At 43.4% G+C, this 16,478-nt stretch carries 11 protein-coding genes; 2 read left to right on the top strand and 9 right to left on the bottom strand.

Features of this window, described 5'->3' with window-relative positions:
* Positions 1-61: 61 nt before the first annotated feature.
* The 9 genes from yidC to dinB all read right to left on the bottom strand — a co-directional run bounded on the left by yidC (position 62) and on the right by dinB (position 14,185).
* Positions 62-1,897 (bottom strand): membrane protein insertase YidC, encoded by a 1,836-nt coding sequence (gene yidC / locus LN893_RS11970; RefSeq protein ID WP_229970335.1) that lies wholly within the window; start codon positions 1,895-1,897, stop codon positions 62-64.
* Positions 1,898-1,930: 33 nt separating this feature from the next.
* Complete coding sequence (gene pyrG, locus LN893_RS11965) at positions 1,931-3,544, bottom strand: CTP synthase (RefSeq protein ID WP_229970334.1); 1,614 nt, start codon at positions 3,542-3,544, stop codon at positions 1,931-1,933.
* A 236-nt stretch (positions 3,545-3,780) separates the two neighbouring features.
* Complete coding sequence (locus tag LN893_RS11960) at positions 3,781-4,845, bottom strand: PA0069 family radical SAM protein (protein ID WP_229970332.1); 1,065 nt, start codon at positions 4,843-4,845, stop codon at positions 3,781-3,783.
* Between the two features lie 226 nt (positions 4,846-5,071).
* Positions 5,072-6,451: an SPW repeat domain-containing protein gene (locus tag LN893_RS11955; RefSeq protein ID WP_229970330.1), complete on the bottom strand. Its 1,380-nt coding sequence runs from the start codon at positions 6,449-6,451 to the stop codon at positions 5,072-5,074.
* Positions 6,452-6,741: 290 nt separating this feature from the next.
* Complete coding sequence (locus LN893_RS11950; RefSeq protein ID WP_229970328.1) at positions 6,742-7,440, bottom strand: LytR/AlgR family response regulator transcription factor; 699 nt, start codon at positions 7,438-7,440, stop codon at positions 6,742-6,744.
* Positions 7,441-7,446: 6 nt separating this feature from the next.
* Entirely contained in the window at positions 7,447-8,934 is a 1,488-nt protein-coding gene (locus LN893_RS11945; protein ID WP_229970326.1) for a redoxin family protein, read from the bottom strand.
* 20 nt (positions 8,935-8,954) lie between these two features.
* Positions 8,955-10,022: a sensor histidine kinase gene (locus LN893_RS11940; RefSeq protein ID WP_229970323.1), complete on the bottom strand. Its 1,068-nt coding sequence runs from the start codon at positions 10,020-10,022 to the stop codon at positions 8,955-8,957.
* A 164-nt stretch (positions 10,023-10,186) separates the two neighbouring features.
* Complete coding sequence (locus LN893_RS11935) at positions 10,187-12,670, bottom strand: zinc-dependent metalloprotease (RefSeq protein ID WP_229970321.1); 2,484 nt, start codon at positions 12,668-12,670, stop codon at positions 10,187-10,189.
* A gap of 432 nt (positions 12,671-13,102) precedes the next feature.
* A complete protein-coding gene (gene dinB, locus LN893_RS11930; protein WP_500797094.1) occupies positions 13,103-14,185 on the bottom strand; it encodes a DNA polymerase IV in 1,083 nt (360 codons plus the stop codon).
* A 154-nt stretch (positions 14,186-14,339) separates the two neighbouring features.
* Between dinB and LN893_RS11925 the strand changes: the two genes are divergently transcribed.
* Both LN893_RS11925 and LN893_RS11920 read left to right on the top strand, forming a co-directional pair.
* Positions 14,340-15,623 (top strand): PQQ-dependent sugar dehydrogenase, encoded by a 1,284-nt coding sequence (locus LN893_RS11925; protein ID WP_229970317.1) that lies wholly within the window; start codon positions 14,340-14,342, stop codon positions 15,621-15,623.
* Between the two features lie 172 nt (positions 15,624-15,795).
* Entirely contained in the window at positions 15,796-16,476 is a 681-nt protein-coding gene (locus LN893_RS11920; protein WP_229970315.1) for a type 1 glutamine amidotransferase domain-containing protein, read from the top strand.
* The last annotated feature ends 2 nt before the right edge of the window (positions 16,477-16,478 follow it).

Below are 16,478 nucleotides of genomic sequence, written 5' to 3'. Positions count from 1 at the left end.
GAAAAGTAAACAAAAAAGCCTTTCCTGTAGGGGAAAGGCTTTCTGTTAGCTATCAAGAATATTACTTTTTAGCTCTTAGGTTACGCTTTTGCTGCTCTTTTTCCTGAGCTGCTCGCATGGCTTCCTGCATTCGCTCTGTAAAAGACGGACCGCCAGTTTTCTTCTTGTCCTTCTTCTTCTCTTTGTTTTGCTCCAGCTTGGCTCTAACCTTGCCTTCGTTCACAAATTTACGGATGATAGCCTGCTGACCGAATGTTACCATGTTTGAAACAAAGTAATAGAAAGATAAACCAGCAGGGAACGAGTTCAGCACAAACATGAAGATGATAGGCATCAGGTAACTATAAAACTTCATAGGTCCCTGCATGGTGTTCATCTGATTATTTGACCAAGTATAAAGTATGGTCGAAGCCGTCATCAGCAAGGTGAACATACTTACGTGGTCACCATAAAACGGAATAGTGAACGGCAGACGGGCAAACACATCATAAGTAGAAAGGTCGTTTGCCCATAAGAACGATTCCTGGCGTAGCTCAATAGAGTTCGGGAAGAAGTTGAACATCGCAAACAGGATCGGCATCTGCAGTAGCATTGGTAAGCAGCCGCTCATCGGGTTCACGCCCATCTCTGAGTACAGCTTCATGGTTTCCATCTGCGTCTTCTGCATATCACCATCGTTACGCTCTTTTATAGCATCAATTTCAGGCTTCAACACCTTCATTTTTGCCATAGAGAGGTAAGACTTATAAGTAAGCGGGAACAGGAGCGTTTTAATATACAGCACCAACAGCATGATAATGATACCGTAGTTTCCGATGTAGTTCTCCAGAAAATCAAAGGCTGGTATAATCAGCCACTGGTTTACCCAAGAGAAGATACCCCAACCTAGGTCCAGATTCTTATCAAAGTCATTTCCTACTTCTTTTAGAATATTATAATCGTTCGGACCGAAGTAGAACATGAATTCGCCAGCACCAGACATTACATCCTGCGTAGGAATAGAGATCTGTGAAGCAAGTGTTTTAACAACTGAAGTATCTGCAGGGTCTACAGTAGCCTCTAATCTTGCACCAGAGAAAGTTTTGATGGCTATAATACCAGCCGTAAAGAAGTTTTGCTTGTTAGCAACCCACTTAACAGGTTCTTCTAACGTTTCTTCCTCTTTGTCTTCTGAAATAGAAAGTTTATCGTGACCGTCTTCTACAGTATAGTAGTTAATGGTGGATTTTGCTCTGTTCTGCTTTAGGTCACGCTCTAACTGCTTTAAGCGGTCGCTCCAGGTAAAGGTTATGTTGTTGCCGCTAACCTGTCCTTCTAAACCTCTAAAATCTAGTTTATAGCCAACTTGGAAGCTTTGGTTATACAAAGTATAAGTTTGCTCAACATACTGGTTTGCGCCTAACTCTGCTCTAAAAGATATTCTTTTCGCTTCGCCTGCGTCAGTCGTTATTGTGCTTACATCAGATGGTGTAAAATACAAATCAGACAAACGTACGGTGTTACCATTGTTTGTAGCGAACTGCACATCGGTGTTGCTGCTTTCTTTGTCAAACAGCACAAGCGGACCGCCTTGGTAAGACTTATAGTTTTTTAGTACTACTTCCTCTACCTGGCCACCTTTTGTGTTGAAGGTAATCTGCAGGTTTTCGTTGTCGAGAGTAGTTGTAGTGGCTTCTCCTGTGGCTGCAGCACCAAACGTACCCATTGCAGCTGCTCTTCGAGCCTGCGCTACTGAATCTTCCGCTATTGTTGATGTGGCAGGGGCAACTTGCTCGACTCTGGCAACTTGTTCTGTGGCCTGCTGGGCTTGCTGGTTATTGTTCCCCGAAAAGAAGAAGGTATAAACCAGCAGCAGGACCGCCATCAGTCCAAAGCCAATCGCATTATTTCTATCCATTTACTAAATATTCAAATTGTGTTTTGTTTTTGCTTACTTTGATTTAGCGTAATTAATTGCCGCTTTTATAAATTTTACAAACAGCGGGTGAGGGTTCAGCACGGTGCTTTTTAACTCAGGATGATATTGTGCAGCCACAAACCATGGGTGATTTTGTAACTCGATCACCTCTACCAGCCCCGTCTCAGGGTTGATGCCTGATGCTAGCATACCAGCTTTTTCAAAATCTTCTAAGTACTTGTTGTTGAACTCATAACGGTGGCGATGACGCTCTGTTATCTTCTGCTTTCCATAAATAGAATAAGCCTTAGAACCTTTTTTTAGTTCACAAGTATAGGCACCTAATCGCATAGTACCGCCTTTTTGTGTAATTTCTTTCTGATCAGCCATCATATCAATGATAGGATGTGGCGTATCAGGGTACATTTCTGTAGAGGCAGCTCCCTCTAAACCAAGTACATTGCGTGCAAATTCAACTGCAGCACATTGCATACCTAAACAGATGCCCAGGAACGGGATTTTGTTTTCGCGAACGAACTTAATAGATTCTAACTTACCCTGAAAACCTCTCTCTCCAAAGCCTGGTGCTACCAGCACAGCATCCATGCTGCCCAGCAACGTAGCCACATTATCAGGATTTATGTTTTCAGATTGGAAAGTTTTCAGTTTTACCTTACACTCGTTTGCTGCGCCAGCATGCACAAAAGATTCTATAATAGACTTATAAGCATCTGGCAACTCTACATATTTACCTACTAAGGCAATATTTACCTCGGCTGTAGGGTTTTTAAGGCGACCAAGGAATTCTTTCCAAGTGTCTAACTCAGGCTCCGATCTCTGCGGTAGTTTCAGTTTGCTGATCACACGCTCATCCAGCTTCTCTTTTCGCATCAGCAGCGGCACATCGTAAATGGTCTCTGCATCCAACGATTCGATTACTGCATTCTGCTTCACGTTACAGAACAAAGCTATTTTTTTGCGCAAATCAGACGGAACTGGATGCTCTGAGCGGCAAACTAAGATATCTGGCTGTACACCTGCTTCCGACAAATCCCGTACGGAGTGTTGGGTTGGTTTTGTCTTCAACTCACCAGCTGCCTTAAGGTAGGGCAGGAGCGTCAGGTGAATTACACAGGTTTCGTTTGAACCTAGTTCCCAGCGCAACTGGCGCACCGCCTCAATAAACGGAAGGGATTCTATGTCGCCCACACAGCCGCCAATTTCAGTAATTACTATATCATACTCGCCCGTCTGGCCTAACAGCAGCATACGGCGCTTTATCTCATCGGTAATATGCGGAATAACCTGAACTGTTTTACCCAAATAAGCGCCTTCTCGCTCCTGCATAATTACGTGGTTGTAAATGCGACCTGTCGTAACATTGTTTGCCTGAGAGGTTGGTGCATTCAAGTATCGCTCGTAGTGTCCCAGGTCGAGGTCGGTTTCTGCACCGTCTTCTGTTACAAAACATTCGCCATGCTCGTACGGGTTCAGTGTGCCTGGGTCTATGTTAATGTAAGGGTCGAATTTTTGAATGGTTACGGAGAAACCTCTTGCCTGCAGCAACTTAGCAAGAGAAGCAGAGATGATACCTTTACCTAAAGAGGAGGTAACGCCCCCTGTAACAAATATATATTTAGCAGCCATAAGTTTGTATTAACTATATGGGCTACAAAGTTAAATCATTTATTTCATTATCCTGTAGTATAAAGCCATTCTTATAGGTTTTGCATAAGAGAACTTAATTAATATTCAAGTCGGAACGTGTGGTTTTCGGAAATGGTGTGGTTAAACAAAAGAACAAAAACATATCCTCACAAGACAAATAATTATGAATGGCTTATTTACCATTACAAAAAGCAAACTAAACCAGGACCTTTCAATTAAAGATTTAAACCCAATTGTTTGCCTGATTTTGTACAGAAGTGACTGTAATTGTAAGGTTTCATGGTTCGGCCAGCCATATACTTTTGCTTGCTGATGCGAAAGAGTTTGGAAATAGTGTCGGCAAATAGGCCTTCTCCGCGCATCCGTGTACCGAAGCGGCTGTCGCTGAGCTTGCCGCCGTGGCAGTCTGCAATTTGTTTGAGTACTTTTTGTGCCCGATCGGGAAAGGCTTCGTTTATCCAATCTTCAAAAATAGGACCAATACTGCCGTTCAGCCGAACAATGGTATAAGCTGCGTTACTCGCACCTGCATCGGCTGCTTGTTTTATAATTTGTGGTATTTCAGAATCATTTAAACCAGGTATGATAGGGGCCACCATCACATTAACAGGAATTTCTGCAGCACTTAATTGGCGTACAACTTCCAGTCGTTTGGCAGCCGATGCCGTGCGTGGTTCCAGCTTCTGTCTTAGCTTTTCATCCAGGGAGGTAATGCTCGTATTCACATGCACCAGGTCCAGTTTGTTCAGCTCTTGCAGCAGGTCGAGGTCGCGGAGGATGAGAGCATTTTTGGTGATGATACTAACGGGGTGACGGTACTGCAGGAGAACTTCTAAAATGCGGCGGGTGATCTTCTTTTTAGCTTCTATGGGTTGGTAGCAATCAGTGTTACCTGCTAACATAATGGGCATTACTTGCCAGCTTTTGCTTTCTAGCTGCTGTGCCAGTACTTCTGGAGCATTTTCTTTTACAATGATTTTGCGCTCGAAGTCCAATCCTGCACCATATCCCCAATACTGGTGCGTGTTGCGGGCATAACAGTAAACACAGCCATGCTCGCATCCCTGGTAAGGGTTTAGGGAATAACCCAAACCCAGATCTGGACTATCTATCTTGTTTACGATTTTTTTCGGGTGCTCTGCAAAGAATTCTGTTTTACTGTTGTTCAGCATCGGTTCATCTAAACCTTCTATATGCTCCGCTACATACTCGTGCTTCAGGTAAGGATTAGCAGGATTATACTGTGCTCCGCGACCTTTTATAAACTCTTCTGCTTTCATAACTATTTATACAAGTGCTAATATAAATAGTTTAACTAAAATAATTAGCTTTAAAAGCAAGATATAATTTATACATCAGCCCTGCTTTCTAAAAAGTAACGCTGAGGGTAAATATAAATTAGTAAGGAGCAGGCTTGCTAAAACATAAAGTAGAGACAGCATAGCTGTGACAAGTACTTTTCTCTTAGTAGTTGTACATCAGAGTAGGTTTAGACAGTTTTTATACTCAAACAATGTACTTATCAAAGCTACCTCTTTTATCTTCTACTTTTCCTTTTCGGAAAGCAAGCGGTATGATAATGATGCCAGCTGCCAGGCTATTCCACATAGCCATATCCTGATTGGCACCTAAAATAAAGGGAGCAGCAACTAGCCAAAGTCCTAGCAGAATGTGCAGGTAACGGAGTGGACGTGCTACCTCAGACATAGCAATAATTGCAAACGTAACAACAATGGCACCTGCCAGGTGGTTGCTATTGGCAATGGTACCACTATAACCTAACACCCCTGGAGCAGCCATTACCCACATACCCACCAGCATAATGATGATCAGGTTCCATGGCCTGAGAAACAGATCGTGTGTAACTTCTTTTAAAGTAAGGTCCAGGAGCGTTTCAGGGTTCTTTGTTTCTTCTATATGTCCGCCTTTCATAGTGCCGCCAAACCAAAGCGTTTTCCAGTAAGATGTTTTTCTCGCTTTCTTCTCATGGCGCATCAGCTGAATTGTTGCCAGCACTTCATCAATCGCAAAAGGAATCATGATAAGAGAAACCATTGCGCTTGAGAGGCACAACGTACACCAGTAGCCTACCGAAACGGGTTGGAGAATAACTAAGGTGATGCTAACTACACCAAGCGGAAAAATTAAGATGCCGAAGATAATGACGATCCAGGGCATAGTGCGCCAGCGATGGGTGCCACCTGCCAAGCCAAACAAAACATCAATAAGATAAGAAAATGCACCAAGAATGGCATCAGGAACAGGAAACGATTTTGAAACAGCCGAAGTAAGTACTTTTCGGGTTCCATCGCCAAAAAATGGATCCCAAACAGACTGTATGTACTCTAATTGAAAAGCACCCATATAGCGGCCAATAAAAAAACCTAACCAAGCGAAGAAAACTACAGGAACCCGCTGATTCCAGGAAGAAGGATTGTAGCTCCAGCCAGTGGGAACATTAGGTCCTGGCTGCTCAAATAATTTTATGCCTGGTTGCTTTGGAATAACAATCCCAAAGATTACGACCAAAGTTCCGATAAGATAGCCATTCAGTAACCCAGATCCTTCCTTAGGCCAAAAAACCATGGGAGCAACAAAAAGCCATATGCCTATAAAAACAACCACCCATTGCGCCCACAGTTTGTAGGGTTTCAAAGCAAAATAACTCATCACGATCAAAAAGAGACCTGATAGAATATCGCTCCAAACCATTGCAGGAACTTTGTAACCAAAAGTGGGAGGATTGGCAATAAGCCAGAGCCCCAAGGTAATGATGCAGTAGTAAACCCAACTTACTTTTTTATGATGCTCTTCATGAGTTTTCTGCTTTTCTTCCGAGAACATCTCCTTCTTTACAAAGAAGAGATTGCTAAAAGTAAGATCCATATACCTAAGTTGTTTTTTCCGATACAGACAAGACAGGTTGTACTAATGCAAGTAGGAGGGACGTTATCCCTCCAGAGCTCTTTTAAAGCATGCTTTAATATCAGTAAACACTGCAGCAGCAGCTACTAAGGGCTTGGTAAAGTAACGCAAGAAGGCTCTTTTTGTTCACGCTAAAGCAATGCAGCGGCAGTTGGGAAAGGGCACAGGAGGAAGTTGAAAGAGTACTGGAGCAATGCTCTGCATTTGAACACTTTTAAAAGAATCTCTGCAGGCTTGTTTAAAAGTGTGTTCTACCCGAGTGGCAAAGACAATTTCTGTAAAAGCTCCTGCTTAAAGTTACTCGAAAGAGGGATGCTAGTACCTGACACGGTTAATTGATGCCGCTCGATCTTTTCTATTTTGGGAAGCGCAACTATAAATGATTTATGTACACGCAGGAAAGGTTTACCTACCAGTTTAGCCGTTGCCTCTGTAAGTGTCATGCGGGTAACGGTGCGCTGCCCAACTTCATAAAAGGTAAGGTAATTATCATCTGCCTCAATGTATAGCAACTCGTCAAGGTTAATGCGCACCATATTATAACCGTCTTTTACAAAAAGGAAATTATCGAGTTGAGCTTTGCTAGCGCTAAATTGCTCCTGCACACGGGTGCAGGCTTGCAGAAAACGGGCAAAACTGATAGGCTTCAGCAGGTAATCGGTAGCGGCTAGTTCAAACCCTTGCACGGCATATTCGGCGTAAGCGGTTGTGAAGATAATTTTCGCATCAGTGCCTGCTATTCTGGCAAACTCTATCCCAGATAAATCGGGCATGTTGATGTCGAGGAAAATCAGGTCTACCTTTTGCTGCCGCACATAGGTTAAGGCTTCTGTGGCGCTTGCAAAGGTTGCTTCTAAATTCAGGAACGGTACTTTCTCAGCATGCGCTCGAATAATATTCAATGCAATAGGTTCGTCGTCTATGGCAATGCAGCGAAGTTGGGTGTTCATAATAAATTATCTAAGCAGTTGTTCAATCTGGTTGTATAACTTTTCTCCAGCTGACGGACGCTCAGCCTGTAAGTTCACTACTTCACCATTTTTGTCGATGAGTAAGTAAGATGGATAGGACAAAGTACCTTTTGATGCGTACAAGTTGCGAAAGTATTCCTCTAGCTCTTTACTACCCAAAATATGTCTGCCTTCGAGCATGTAAAAGGTTATCATATCTTTCCATGTCTTCTCTGGTTCAGAACTATGTTCAAAAGCAATATAGACAAAATCAACTGGTTTACCCTTAAATTTTTCCTTCAAAGCTGCCGTATACTTAAATTCTTCCCTACAAGGACCGCACCAGCTTCCCCACATGTCAATGTACACAGCTTTGCCTTTATGCTGAGCTAGTATTTCCTCCAGCAACTTGAAATTTGAAGAGTTTTCTTCCAGTATTATTTCAGTAGTTACTGTAGCTGTTTTGCTTTGCAGCAGGGGCTTCATAGCCTCGGTTAAGTGTGCTTTATGGCTGCTATTCGGGAATTTTTTTAAAAAATCTTCATATGCCTCGGGTAAGTAAGCTATTTCTCCACTTTCAAGGCCGTTCGTAATAAGGGAGGCTAGGGCATTTTCCAGCGCATGCCCTTCTAAGCCATAGTTCAATGCTTTGTACTGCCAATAGTTTTCTCCTTTTGCACGCACTTCTTTGTTTATCTCGGCAAAAGGTTTTCCGAAAATCTCTTCGCATAGCTTCATAAACTCTTCTTTGCTTTGGCAACTCATCTCCAGGAAGCGAGGGTAATAAGCTATAGTTTGCCCGTAATGGAAGCTGCCTATGGCGGACACGTTTGAGAGAGGCTGATTGGAATATGCCGTTTTGAGTGCCTCTAGCCACTCCTGCCTTGAATGCTTAGAAACATGCCCTACAGACCAAACATCGTTTTTATAGATCAGGTCGAACAATTTGCTGGAGGCAAAATAAGAAATGTCGGCAGCCGTGATACGTAAAAAATTTTTGTTCCTGAGCTTGGCATTTTTTAAAGTTTGCAAAGCAGTGGCTTGGCTTGCTTTTATCGATGCTAGAATTTCGGAAGGATAGGTGAGGGTATCATTCCAGTTCTGCGGGTAGAGCTTCTGCATTGTTAAGCCTGTCTTGTACCAGAATGCATTTTCTGGCGCTAACTTTCCTTTAAATTTTAGGGAGTTTATGAAATCCTTCGCATCAGCCTGAATAGTTAAAGTTTTGCTTGGCTCAGCATATAGGTATAATCTTGTGCCATCAAAGTCCAGAAATATAGTTTGCGGCTTTTTTACAGGCAACACTACTGTAAACTCCCCTTTGGTGTTCAAAGCTACTTCCTGTGAGTTTTGTTTATGGTACCACACATCATAAGGTACATTCACGTTTACCTTTTGCCCTGGCTTAGCGTGATTAATTTTCCCCTTCAGAAGCATCTGCGCCTGTAAGGCATGGGTTAACAAAAGACAAAGTATAAAGATTAGTTTTTTCATAAGTTATGAATGTTTATGGGTTAGGAATGGAGTTGTAGGTGCAGGTCAACTATAAAATTTTCTGTCTGATGTGTTTCTAGCTTATGTCGGTTGGGGTAGAGCAACTGTAGACGCTTTTTGGTGTTTTCTATACCTGTGCCTTGTCCTTTGGGGGGCATGTTTTCTCTCAAAATTTTATTCTGTACTATTAGGTGTAGCTGTTGCTCCTTAACCTTTAGCTGTATATGCACCCAACAAGTATAGTCCATGCTGATGCCATACTTAAAGGCATTTTCAATGAAGGGAATGAGTAGCATGGGCGCAATGATGCAGGGCTTGCCGTCGTAGCTTATCTCTGTTTTCACCTCAATGTTCTCTCTGGCAGGCAGCCGCAGGCTTTGAAGGTGCAGGTAATCTTCAATGAATTTTATTTCGTTAAGGATAGAAGTGAAGTCCTGTTGCGCCTCATTCATGGTATAGCGCATGATGCCAGCGAGTTGGTCTATACTTTCAGCGGTGCTTGGAGCCTCTTCTTCCAGGGCCGTGCCATAGAGGCTGTTGAGGGTGTTGAAGAAGAAGTGTGGGTTTACTTGTGCTTTTAGAGCATTCAGTTCTGCCTGAGATTTTTCTGAACGGCTTTCAGCAACATGAATTCTTTTGTAGATATAATCTCGTACCAGTGCGTAAAGAAAAACCAGTAATGCTATCACAATCGTAGCAGGTAGAGTACTCTCCATACTTCCCAAACCATACCGCAGTTCATCTGCTACAAAAAAGTACATGGCACCAGCCACACCACATGCAATGGATGTAAGTATAAAAAGCTTTGTTCCTTTTCGCCTGAATATGTAATGATAGTTTGCTTCTGCTAACAAAGCAATAAAGGATATAAATAGCCACACTAGTTGCTCTGCGTTGTGATTAAAAAACCTTTGCCACACAGTTACAGGTGTGCCATCTTCATTTATAATATAGTTTCCCCAGGTTTCGAGCCTGTAAAGGTAGAGGAGTATATCGTATAGGTTTAACAGAAACCACGAACCAAATGCTAGCAGCAACCATTGCTGCCAGAATCGGAGTTTATGTAGATGCAGTTTTTTGAAATCCATTGCCTTTTCTTTTCTTCAAAAGAACTACATCAACAGCAGAGAGAAAAATAAATGGGGTGAAACAGGAAAAGGGTGTGGTGTAATGGCTATCTGTAAAATAAAGAACACAAAAAAGCCCCAACTGCAACAGTTGGGGCTTTCAAACTTTAGATCAGGCTTTACACTTAGCTCTTTGGATGAAGAATATTGTCGATTCTTACCAAAGCATCCTGTAGGTGATACTTTGTCATGCTATCATTAGTCTTAGGTAAAAATGCTTTTATCTGGCTTTGCAGCGCTGTCAGTTCACCTCTAACTAACGGACGGATATCAGATTGAGACACATTTACAGAAGAGCCACCAAAACGGCCTGAACTCTGTGGCTGGTCTTTCATCAGGTACTCCATGCGCTCCAGGTAGCCGCGCTGCAGGTTACGACGATACATATCTACTGTTTTACCAGTTGCAATTTCGTTCCAGATACCACTGCGCAAATCAGACATCATTTCCGTTAAGGTATAAGTGTTGTTACCTAATGTAGCCTGTGCTTGCAGCACACGCGCCATACGGCTTGGGTCAAGCACGTTGTTTAGCACCCTCACCTGTGTCTGGCTGATACGCTCTACTGTACCTGCACCTTCAAACTTGCGGATGATGTTTTCGTCCAGTAACCAAGTTGGCGTAGCAAAGCTTTGCTCGTTCAGGAATTGAACAGCACGCTTCTGCTTTTCTTTCGGAACATATGAGTAAACATTGCCTTTCTGACCAGCGGCTTTGTAATTCTCATAGATACCACCGATGTTAGCCGTAACGTGGCCCATGTAACGGTTCCACTGTCCAATCACCTGTCCGTACATTTCTTCCAGATCAGAATAATTCTGATCATTCTGAGTTGTCCAGGTCATTAGGTTTGGCATTATGCGCTTCAAATTTTTGATGCCGTATGTGCTAGCCAGCATAGCATCATCTCCTAAGTCCTCTGTCTGTGAAGAAGGGTCAATAGGGTTGCCCTGCTGACGACCGAAACGGTACATCGGGTCATTTTCGTGCTCACGAATCCATGCATTCAGTTTCGTCAGGTTGTCTGCACCATTTGTTTCAGGGAAATAAGTATAACCCCATTTAACAGCGTGTTTGTCATAAACACCGATGCCTGGCATTAGAGCTACACCCTTGTCTTCTGGCTGTGCCACATAGTTAAAGCGGGCATAGTCCATTATAGAAGGAGCCGTTCCCATTGTTTTTGTAAACTCTGGGTCACGCAGTTTTTCTACAGGGTAAGCAGGGCTGGAGCCCATGTTGTGAGGCAAACCAAGCGTGTGGCCAACTTCGTGCGCTGCCACAAAACGGATCAGCTCACCCATTACCTCATCCTTAAACTGAACACCACGAGCGTCTGGGTTAACAGCAGCAGTCTGGATGAAATACCAGTTGCGCACCAGGTTCATTACGTTGTGGTACCAGCCGATGTGGCTTTCCAGGATTTCGCCAGAACGTGGATCGTGTACGTTAGGGCCGTAAGCATTTTGTGTTTCAGAAGAGAAGTAACGGATAACTGAATAACGCGCATCTTCTGTGCTGAACTCTGGATCTTCTTCTGGAGAAGGCGGGTCTTTAGCAATAATAGCATTTTTGAAACCAGCTGCCTCAAAAGCTTTGTTCCAGTCCTCTACACCTTTTTTCAGGTATGGACGCCATTTCATTGGCGTAGCAGGGTCTATATAATATACAATTGGTTTTACGGGCTCTACCAGTTCACCACGCGCATACGCCTCTTTGTCTTTTGGCTCTAGTTTCCAACGTACAATATAACGACGTCTGGCTGCACGCTGCTCATCCGTACCGTAATCGGTTTGGTTGATGGTGAAATAACCGACACGCTCATCAAACTTACGGGAAGCCATCGGTTTTTTAGGAAGCAACACCATCGAGTGGTTCAGCTCCAGAGAGATAGTTCCTGTGTTTGAGTTTGCTGGTGCATCAGTTGCCTCGTAAGTCATCAGCGAGCGAGCCTCAACGTTCATTGGGAAGCTCTTTACGCTTTCAATAAAAGAGCGCTTATCATCCAGGCGCCTTACCTTGTACTGATCACGTCTTCTTTTGTCTAGTCCAATAGCTGGTACATCCTTCGAGAAGAAATCCGTTACTTCAATAACTTGAGTGCCATTGTTGTAAGCCTTAATATCGAAGGCCTGAATGATAGGGGCAAAGTTGGAGTTCAAAACAGAGTTGTAGATCTCCAATGTATCGGCGGCTACGTTTTGAGTTGAAATCGTGCGCAGTAATATTCTGTCGCCTTTTTTTTCCCAGCGCAGCATCTGCGTTTCAAGTTCTTCGCCACCGTAGCCAATGTTTGTAGCTGTTTTGGCAATACGGCTAACCATAAGCATGTCACGGTTCAGCAAAGTATCTGGTATTTCGTAGAAATACTTTTCATCGATGCGGTGCACTTTAAACATACCGTCATCGGTCAGTGCTTTCGACGTGATTACCTCATTGTAAGGCTTTGGCTTACCATCGTCTCTTTTTTGAGGAGTAGGGGCTGCAGCAGTAGTTTCCTGCTTTGCATTTTTCTTCTTTTTGCTTTTTTGTGCAAAAGCAGGTGGTGCCAGCATGGCACCAGCTAGAAGCAAGGTGGCCAGTTGGGCACTGCGTACTTTTTTGCTCATGGTTTAAAGTTTAGATTAGGTAAGATTTGATTTAGGTAGTAGATGTTGTAACTATGAAAGTAGTAAAATTTCAAATACCAGCAATAGTTTTTATTTTATTCTCAGACTAACGGCAGGTTAAATGGTTTAATTATAATGCAGCTTCTGTTACAAAAAAAATATTTTAGCTGTTCTAACACGTGCTAATCCTATGATATCAAGGATGATAAAAATCTACACATACAGAAAAAAAGAACAGAAAATATGTTTTATAGTTCATTTCCCCGATCTAAGAAGACTGCCTAAAAGCAGCTGGTGTAATGTTGTAGCCCAAGATTTTGGTCAGAAATGATAGAATAAATTGGCTGGTGATCTTCGGAATTGAAGCCTTTCTAGCGAAAGGTAGAAGATGTACTGGGGCTAAAATGGTGAGGCCTTTAGCTTCAATTAGGGCTAAAACTCAAATGTAAGCTGGTAACCTTCCTGTTTATCGTGTTGGTAGATTAAGTTAGAGGCTGCAATACCTAAAAGACGCACAGGGAATTGAGGTAACTGTGGTGTGTGCAGCAATTCTCGTGCTATCGTAAAAATGGCTTCGGGAGAACTAAACTCGCTTAAGTAGGTTTTACTGCGCGTATTCTGATTAAAGTCGAAGTACTTGATTTTTACGGTTATTGTTTTGGCAGAAGCTTTCAGTCGTGCCATGTCCTGTGCCACTTCCTTTGCCAAGTAATCCAACTGTGCCAGCATGTCTTCCTCCTCCGTCAGGTCTACCTCAAAAGTGCGTTCCGAACCAATCGATTTGCGTATGCGATGAGGCTGAACTTCTCGGCTATCCTGAGCTCTTGCAATATGGTAGTAATAGCGGCCTACTTTTCCGAAATTACGCACCAATTCTTCTTCCGAACGCTCCCGAAGGTGAGCACCTGTTATAATGCCCATGCTTTGCATTTTGCCAGCCGTAACCTTACCTATACCATGAAATTTCTCTATGGCTAAGCCTGCTACTAGTTCTTCGGCTTTATCAGGTGTTATAAGCGTGAAACCATCAGGCTTGTTCATGTCTGAGGCTATCTTGGCTAAGAACTTATTATAGGATACACCTGCAGAGGCCGTTAGCTTTGTTTCCTCCAGTATACGGGCTTTGATCTCTTTGGCAATGATGCTGGCGGATGGCATTCCTACTTTGTTTTCTGTCACATCAAGGTAGGCTTCATCTAAAGAAAGGGGCTCCACCAGGTCGGTGTACTGATGGAAGATTTCCCGTATCTGTCTCGAAACGGCACTGTATACCTCAAAGCGAGGCTTAACAAAAACAAGTTGCGGGCATCTCTGTGCCGCAATTTTAGATGCTAGTGCAGAGTGAACACCATACTTACGCGCTTCGTAACTAGCCGCGGCCACTACACCTCTTGCTTTAGAGCCACCCACAGCCACAGGCTTTCCTCGCAGTTCGGGGTTATCTCGCTGCTCTACAGATGAGAAAAAAGCATCCATATCAATATGTATTATTTTGCGGATTGGCTGTCTCAACAGTTGCGGAATCTTTGAGCAAAGATAATAAATTGAGCGGTAAGAACAGGTTAAACAAAGCTGGTAGGATTGTTAAGCGTGTGACTATACCTAAGGCTCTTCTTGCCGTATAGATTGCTTAGTTTTAAAACCAACTTAACAAAGCATGAAATTTACTATGAAAACATTACCTGGGTTAGCTATACTTTTTGCCGTTACTCTTTCCAGTTGTAGCGAGTCTCAGAGAGTAGCAGAAAGTGAAGGTGCCAGCGGGAACGGACAAAATGTAGATACGGTAAGCACTGCCGTAAATGAGAACCTGATTTTACCACCACCCGACACCACACACGACGCAGAAAAACGAAGCAACATTATCGGATGGGCTGATGGCGAAACGCCTGTAGCACCTGCTGGCTTTACCGTAACCAGGTTTGCTGATAACCTGAAACACCCGCGACGAATTTATGTAGCTCCTAACAACGACATATTTGTGGCCGAAAGTGATGACGAAGAAAAAAGTGCCAATCAAATTACGCTGATACGAGACACGAACAACGATGGAAAGCCTGAGCTGAAGAAAGTGTTTATGACCAGACTAAACCAGCCTTACGGCATGCTCGTGCTGAACAATTATTTTTATGTAGCCAATACTGACGGGGTGGTTCGGTACCCATACAAAGAAGGCCAAACCAGCATATCAGGAAAAGGAGAGAAAATTCTGGACTTACCAGCAGGCGGCTATAACCACCACTGGACCAGAAACCTTATAGCCAATACCGACGGATCTAAAATTTACATATCAGTGGGTTCTGCCAGCAATGTGGGGGAGTATGGCATGGATGAGGAGAAGCGCCGTGCAAACATTCTGGAAATTAATCCTGATGGCACAGGTGAACGCGTTTATGCCAGCGGCCTTCGCAACCCTGTAGGCATGGACTGGGCACCTAACACCAATACCCTTTGGACGGTAGTAAACGAAAGAGACAATCTAGGAGATGATCTGGTGCCAGATTACTTAACAAGTGTAAAACCAGGAGGCTTTTATGGCTGGCCCTATGCATACTTCGGCCAAAATGTAGATCCACGCCTGAAAGGAGGGCGGCCAGATCTGGTGCAAAAAACCTTGGTGCCCGATGTACAACTCAGATCACACACTTCATCTTTGGGTTTAGCCTTTTATGATGGAAGCACTTTTCCAGAAAGGTATAAAAACGGGGCATTTATAGCACAGCATGGCTCTTGGAACCGCTCTGAATTCTCTGGCTATAAAGTGCTTTTCGTGCCTTTTCAGAACGACCGCCCAACAGGTAAACCAGAAGATTTTCTTACGGGTTTTATCGCCAATGCAGGTAGTAGCGATGTGCATGGCCGACCTGTAAGTGTTGCTGTTTTGCCTAATGGAGCTTTGCTTGTTTCTGACGATGCCAGCAATATTATTTGGAGAGTTGCTGCAAATAAATAAACCTGCATTATTACTGGCTCCAGTTCTAGTGAAGTTGCCTCACACAATAAACAAATTCTTTCACGTTGAAAGCGATTTCTGCCAAGAGTATGTTATATCTTTTTATGGATTAACTAAGTATTTATTTAAAAGGCATCAAACTGAAGATGCCTGCAAAACCAAAAATTAAACTATGAAAGTATTATTCGTTTTAACATCACACTCCGAACTCGGTGACACAGGAAAGAAGACTGGGTTTTGGGTGGAAGAATTCGCAGCACCTTATTATGTACTCTCAGATGCGGGAGTTGAGGTTACGCTAGCTTCTCCGCAAGGAGGTGCACCGCCCGTAGACCCAAGCAGTGAAGCACCTGGTGCGCAAACCGAAGCCACTGACCGCTATAACGGCGATCAGGAGCTGCAAAACAAACTGATGAACACAGTAAAACTTGCTGAAGTAAAAGCTGATGATTATGATGCCGTTTTCTACCCAGGAGGCCATGGGCCACTCTGGGATTTAACCGAAAGCGAGTGGTCTATCAAACTAATAGAAGAGTTTGCAAAGCTGGAAAAACCCGTAGCAGCAGTTTGCCATGCCCCAGCAGTTTTTGCTAAAGTAAAAGGTCTAGACGGAGAGCCATTGGTTAAAGGTAAAAATGTTACTGGCTTTACCAACTCAGAGGAAGAGGCTGTAAACTTAACAGAGATTGTGCCTTTTCTGGTAGAAGATAAGTTGCAGGAGCTTGGAGGAAATTACTCGAAAGTAGAAGACTGGCAGCCGCACGTTGTACGGGACGGTTTGCTGATTACGGGCCAAAACCCAGCTTCATCGGAAGGAGTAGCCGAAGAACTGCTTAAGCTGCTAAAGCAATAAGT

It is taken from the genome of Pontibacter harenae, assembly GCF_020907245.1.
Taxonomy (GTDB): Bacteria; Bacteroidota; Bacteroidia; order Cytophagales; family Hymenobacteraceae; genus Pontibacter; species Pontibacter harenae.
The sequence above is the reverse complement of the archived record's forward strand: the minus strand, read 5'-3'. Positions and strand labels throughout refer to the sequence as shown.

What these genes read in the sequence shown, in the direction of transcription:
- yidC (WP_229970335.1), bottom strand. Translation starts at nt 1,897, where the DNA reads ATGGATAGAAATAATGCGATTGGCTTTGGACTGATGGCGGTCCTGCTG.
- pyrG (WP_229970334.1), bottom strand. Translation starts at nt 3,544, where the DNA reads ATGGCTGCTAAATATATATTTGTTACAGGGGGCGTTACCTCCTCTTTA.
- LN893_RS11960 (WP_229970332.1), bottom strand. Translation starts at nt 4,845, where the DNA reads ATGAAAGCAGAAGAGTTTATAAAAGGTCGCGGAGCACAGTATAATCCT.
- LN893_RS11955 (WP_229970330.1), bottom strand. Translation starts at nt 6,451, where the DNA reads ATGGATCTTACTTTTAGCAATCTCTTCTTTGTAAAGAAGGAGATGTTC.
- LN893_RS11950 (WP_229970328.1), bottom strand. Translation starts at nt 7,440, where the DNA reads ATGAACACCCAACTTCGCTGCATTGCCATAGACGACGAACCTATTGCA.
- LN893_RS11945 (WP_229970326.1), bottom strand. Translation starts at nt 8,934, where the DNA reads ATGAAAAAACTAATCTTTATACTTTGTCTTTTGTTAACCCATGCCTTA.
- LN893_RS11940 (WP_229970323.1), bottom strand. Translation starts at nt 10,022, where the DNA reads ATGGATTTCAAAAAACTGCATCTACATAAACTCCGATTCTGGCAGCAA.
- LN893_RS11935 (WP_229970321.1), bottom strand. Translation starts at nt 12,670, where the DNA reads ATGAGCAAAAAAGTACGCAGTGCCCAACTGGCCACCTTGCTTCTAGCT.
- LN893_RS11925 (WP_229970317.1), top strand. Translation starts at nt 14,340, where the DNA reads ATGAAAACATTACCTGGGTTAGCTATACTTTTTGCCGTTACTCTTTCC.
- LN893_RS11920 (WP_229970315.1), top strand. Translation starts at nt 15,796, where the DNA reads ATGAAAGTATTATTCGTTTTAACATCACACTCCGAACTCGGTGACACA.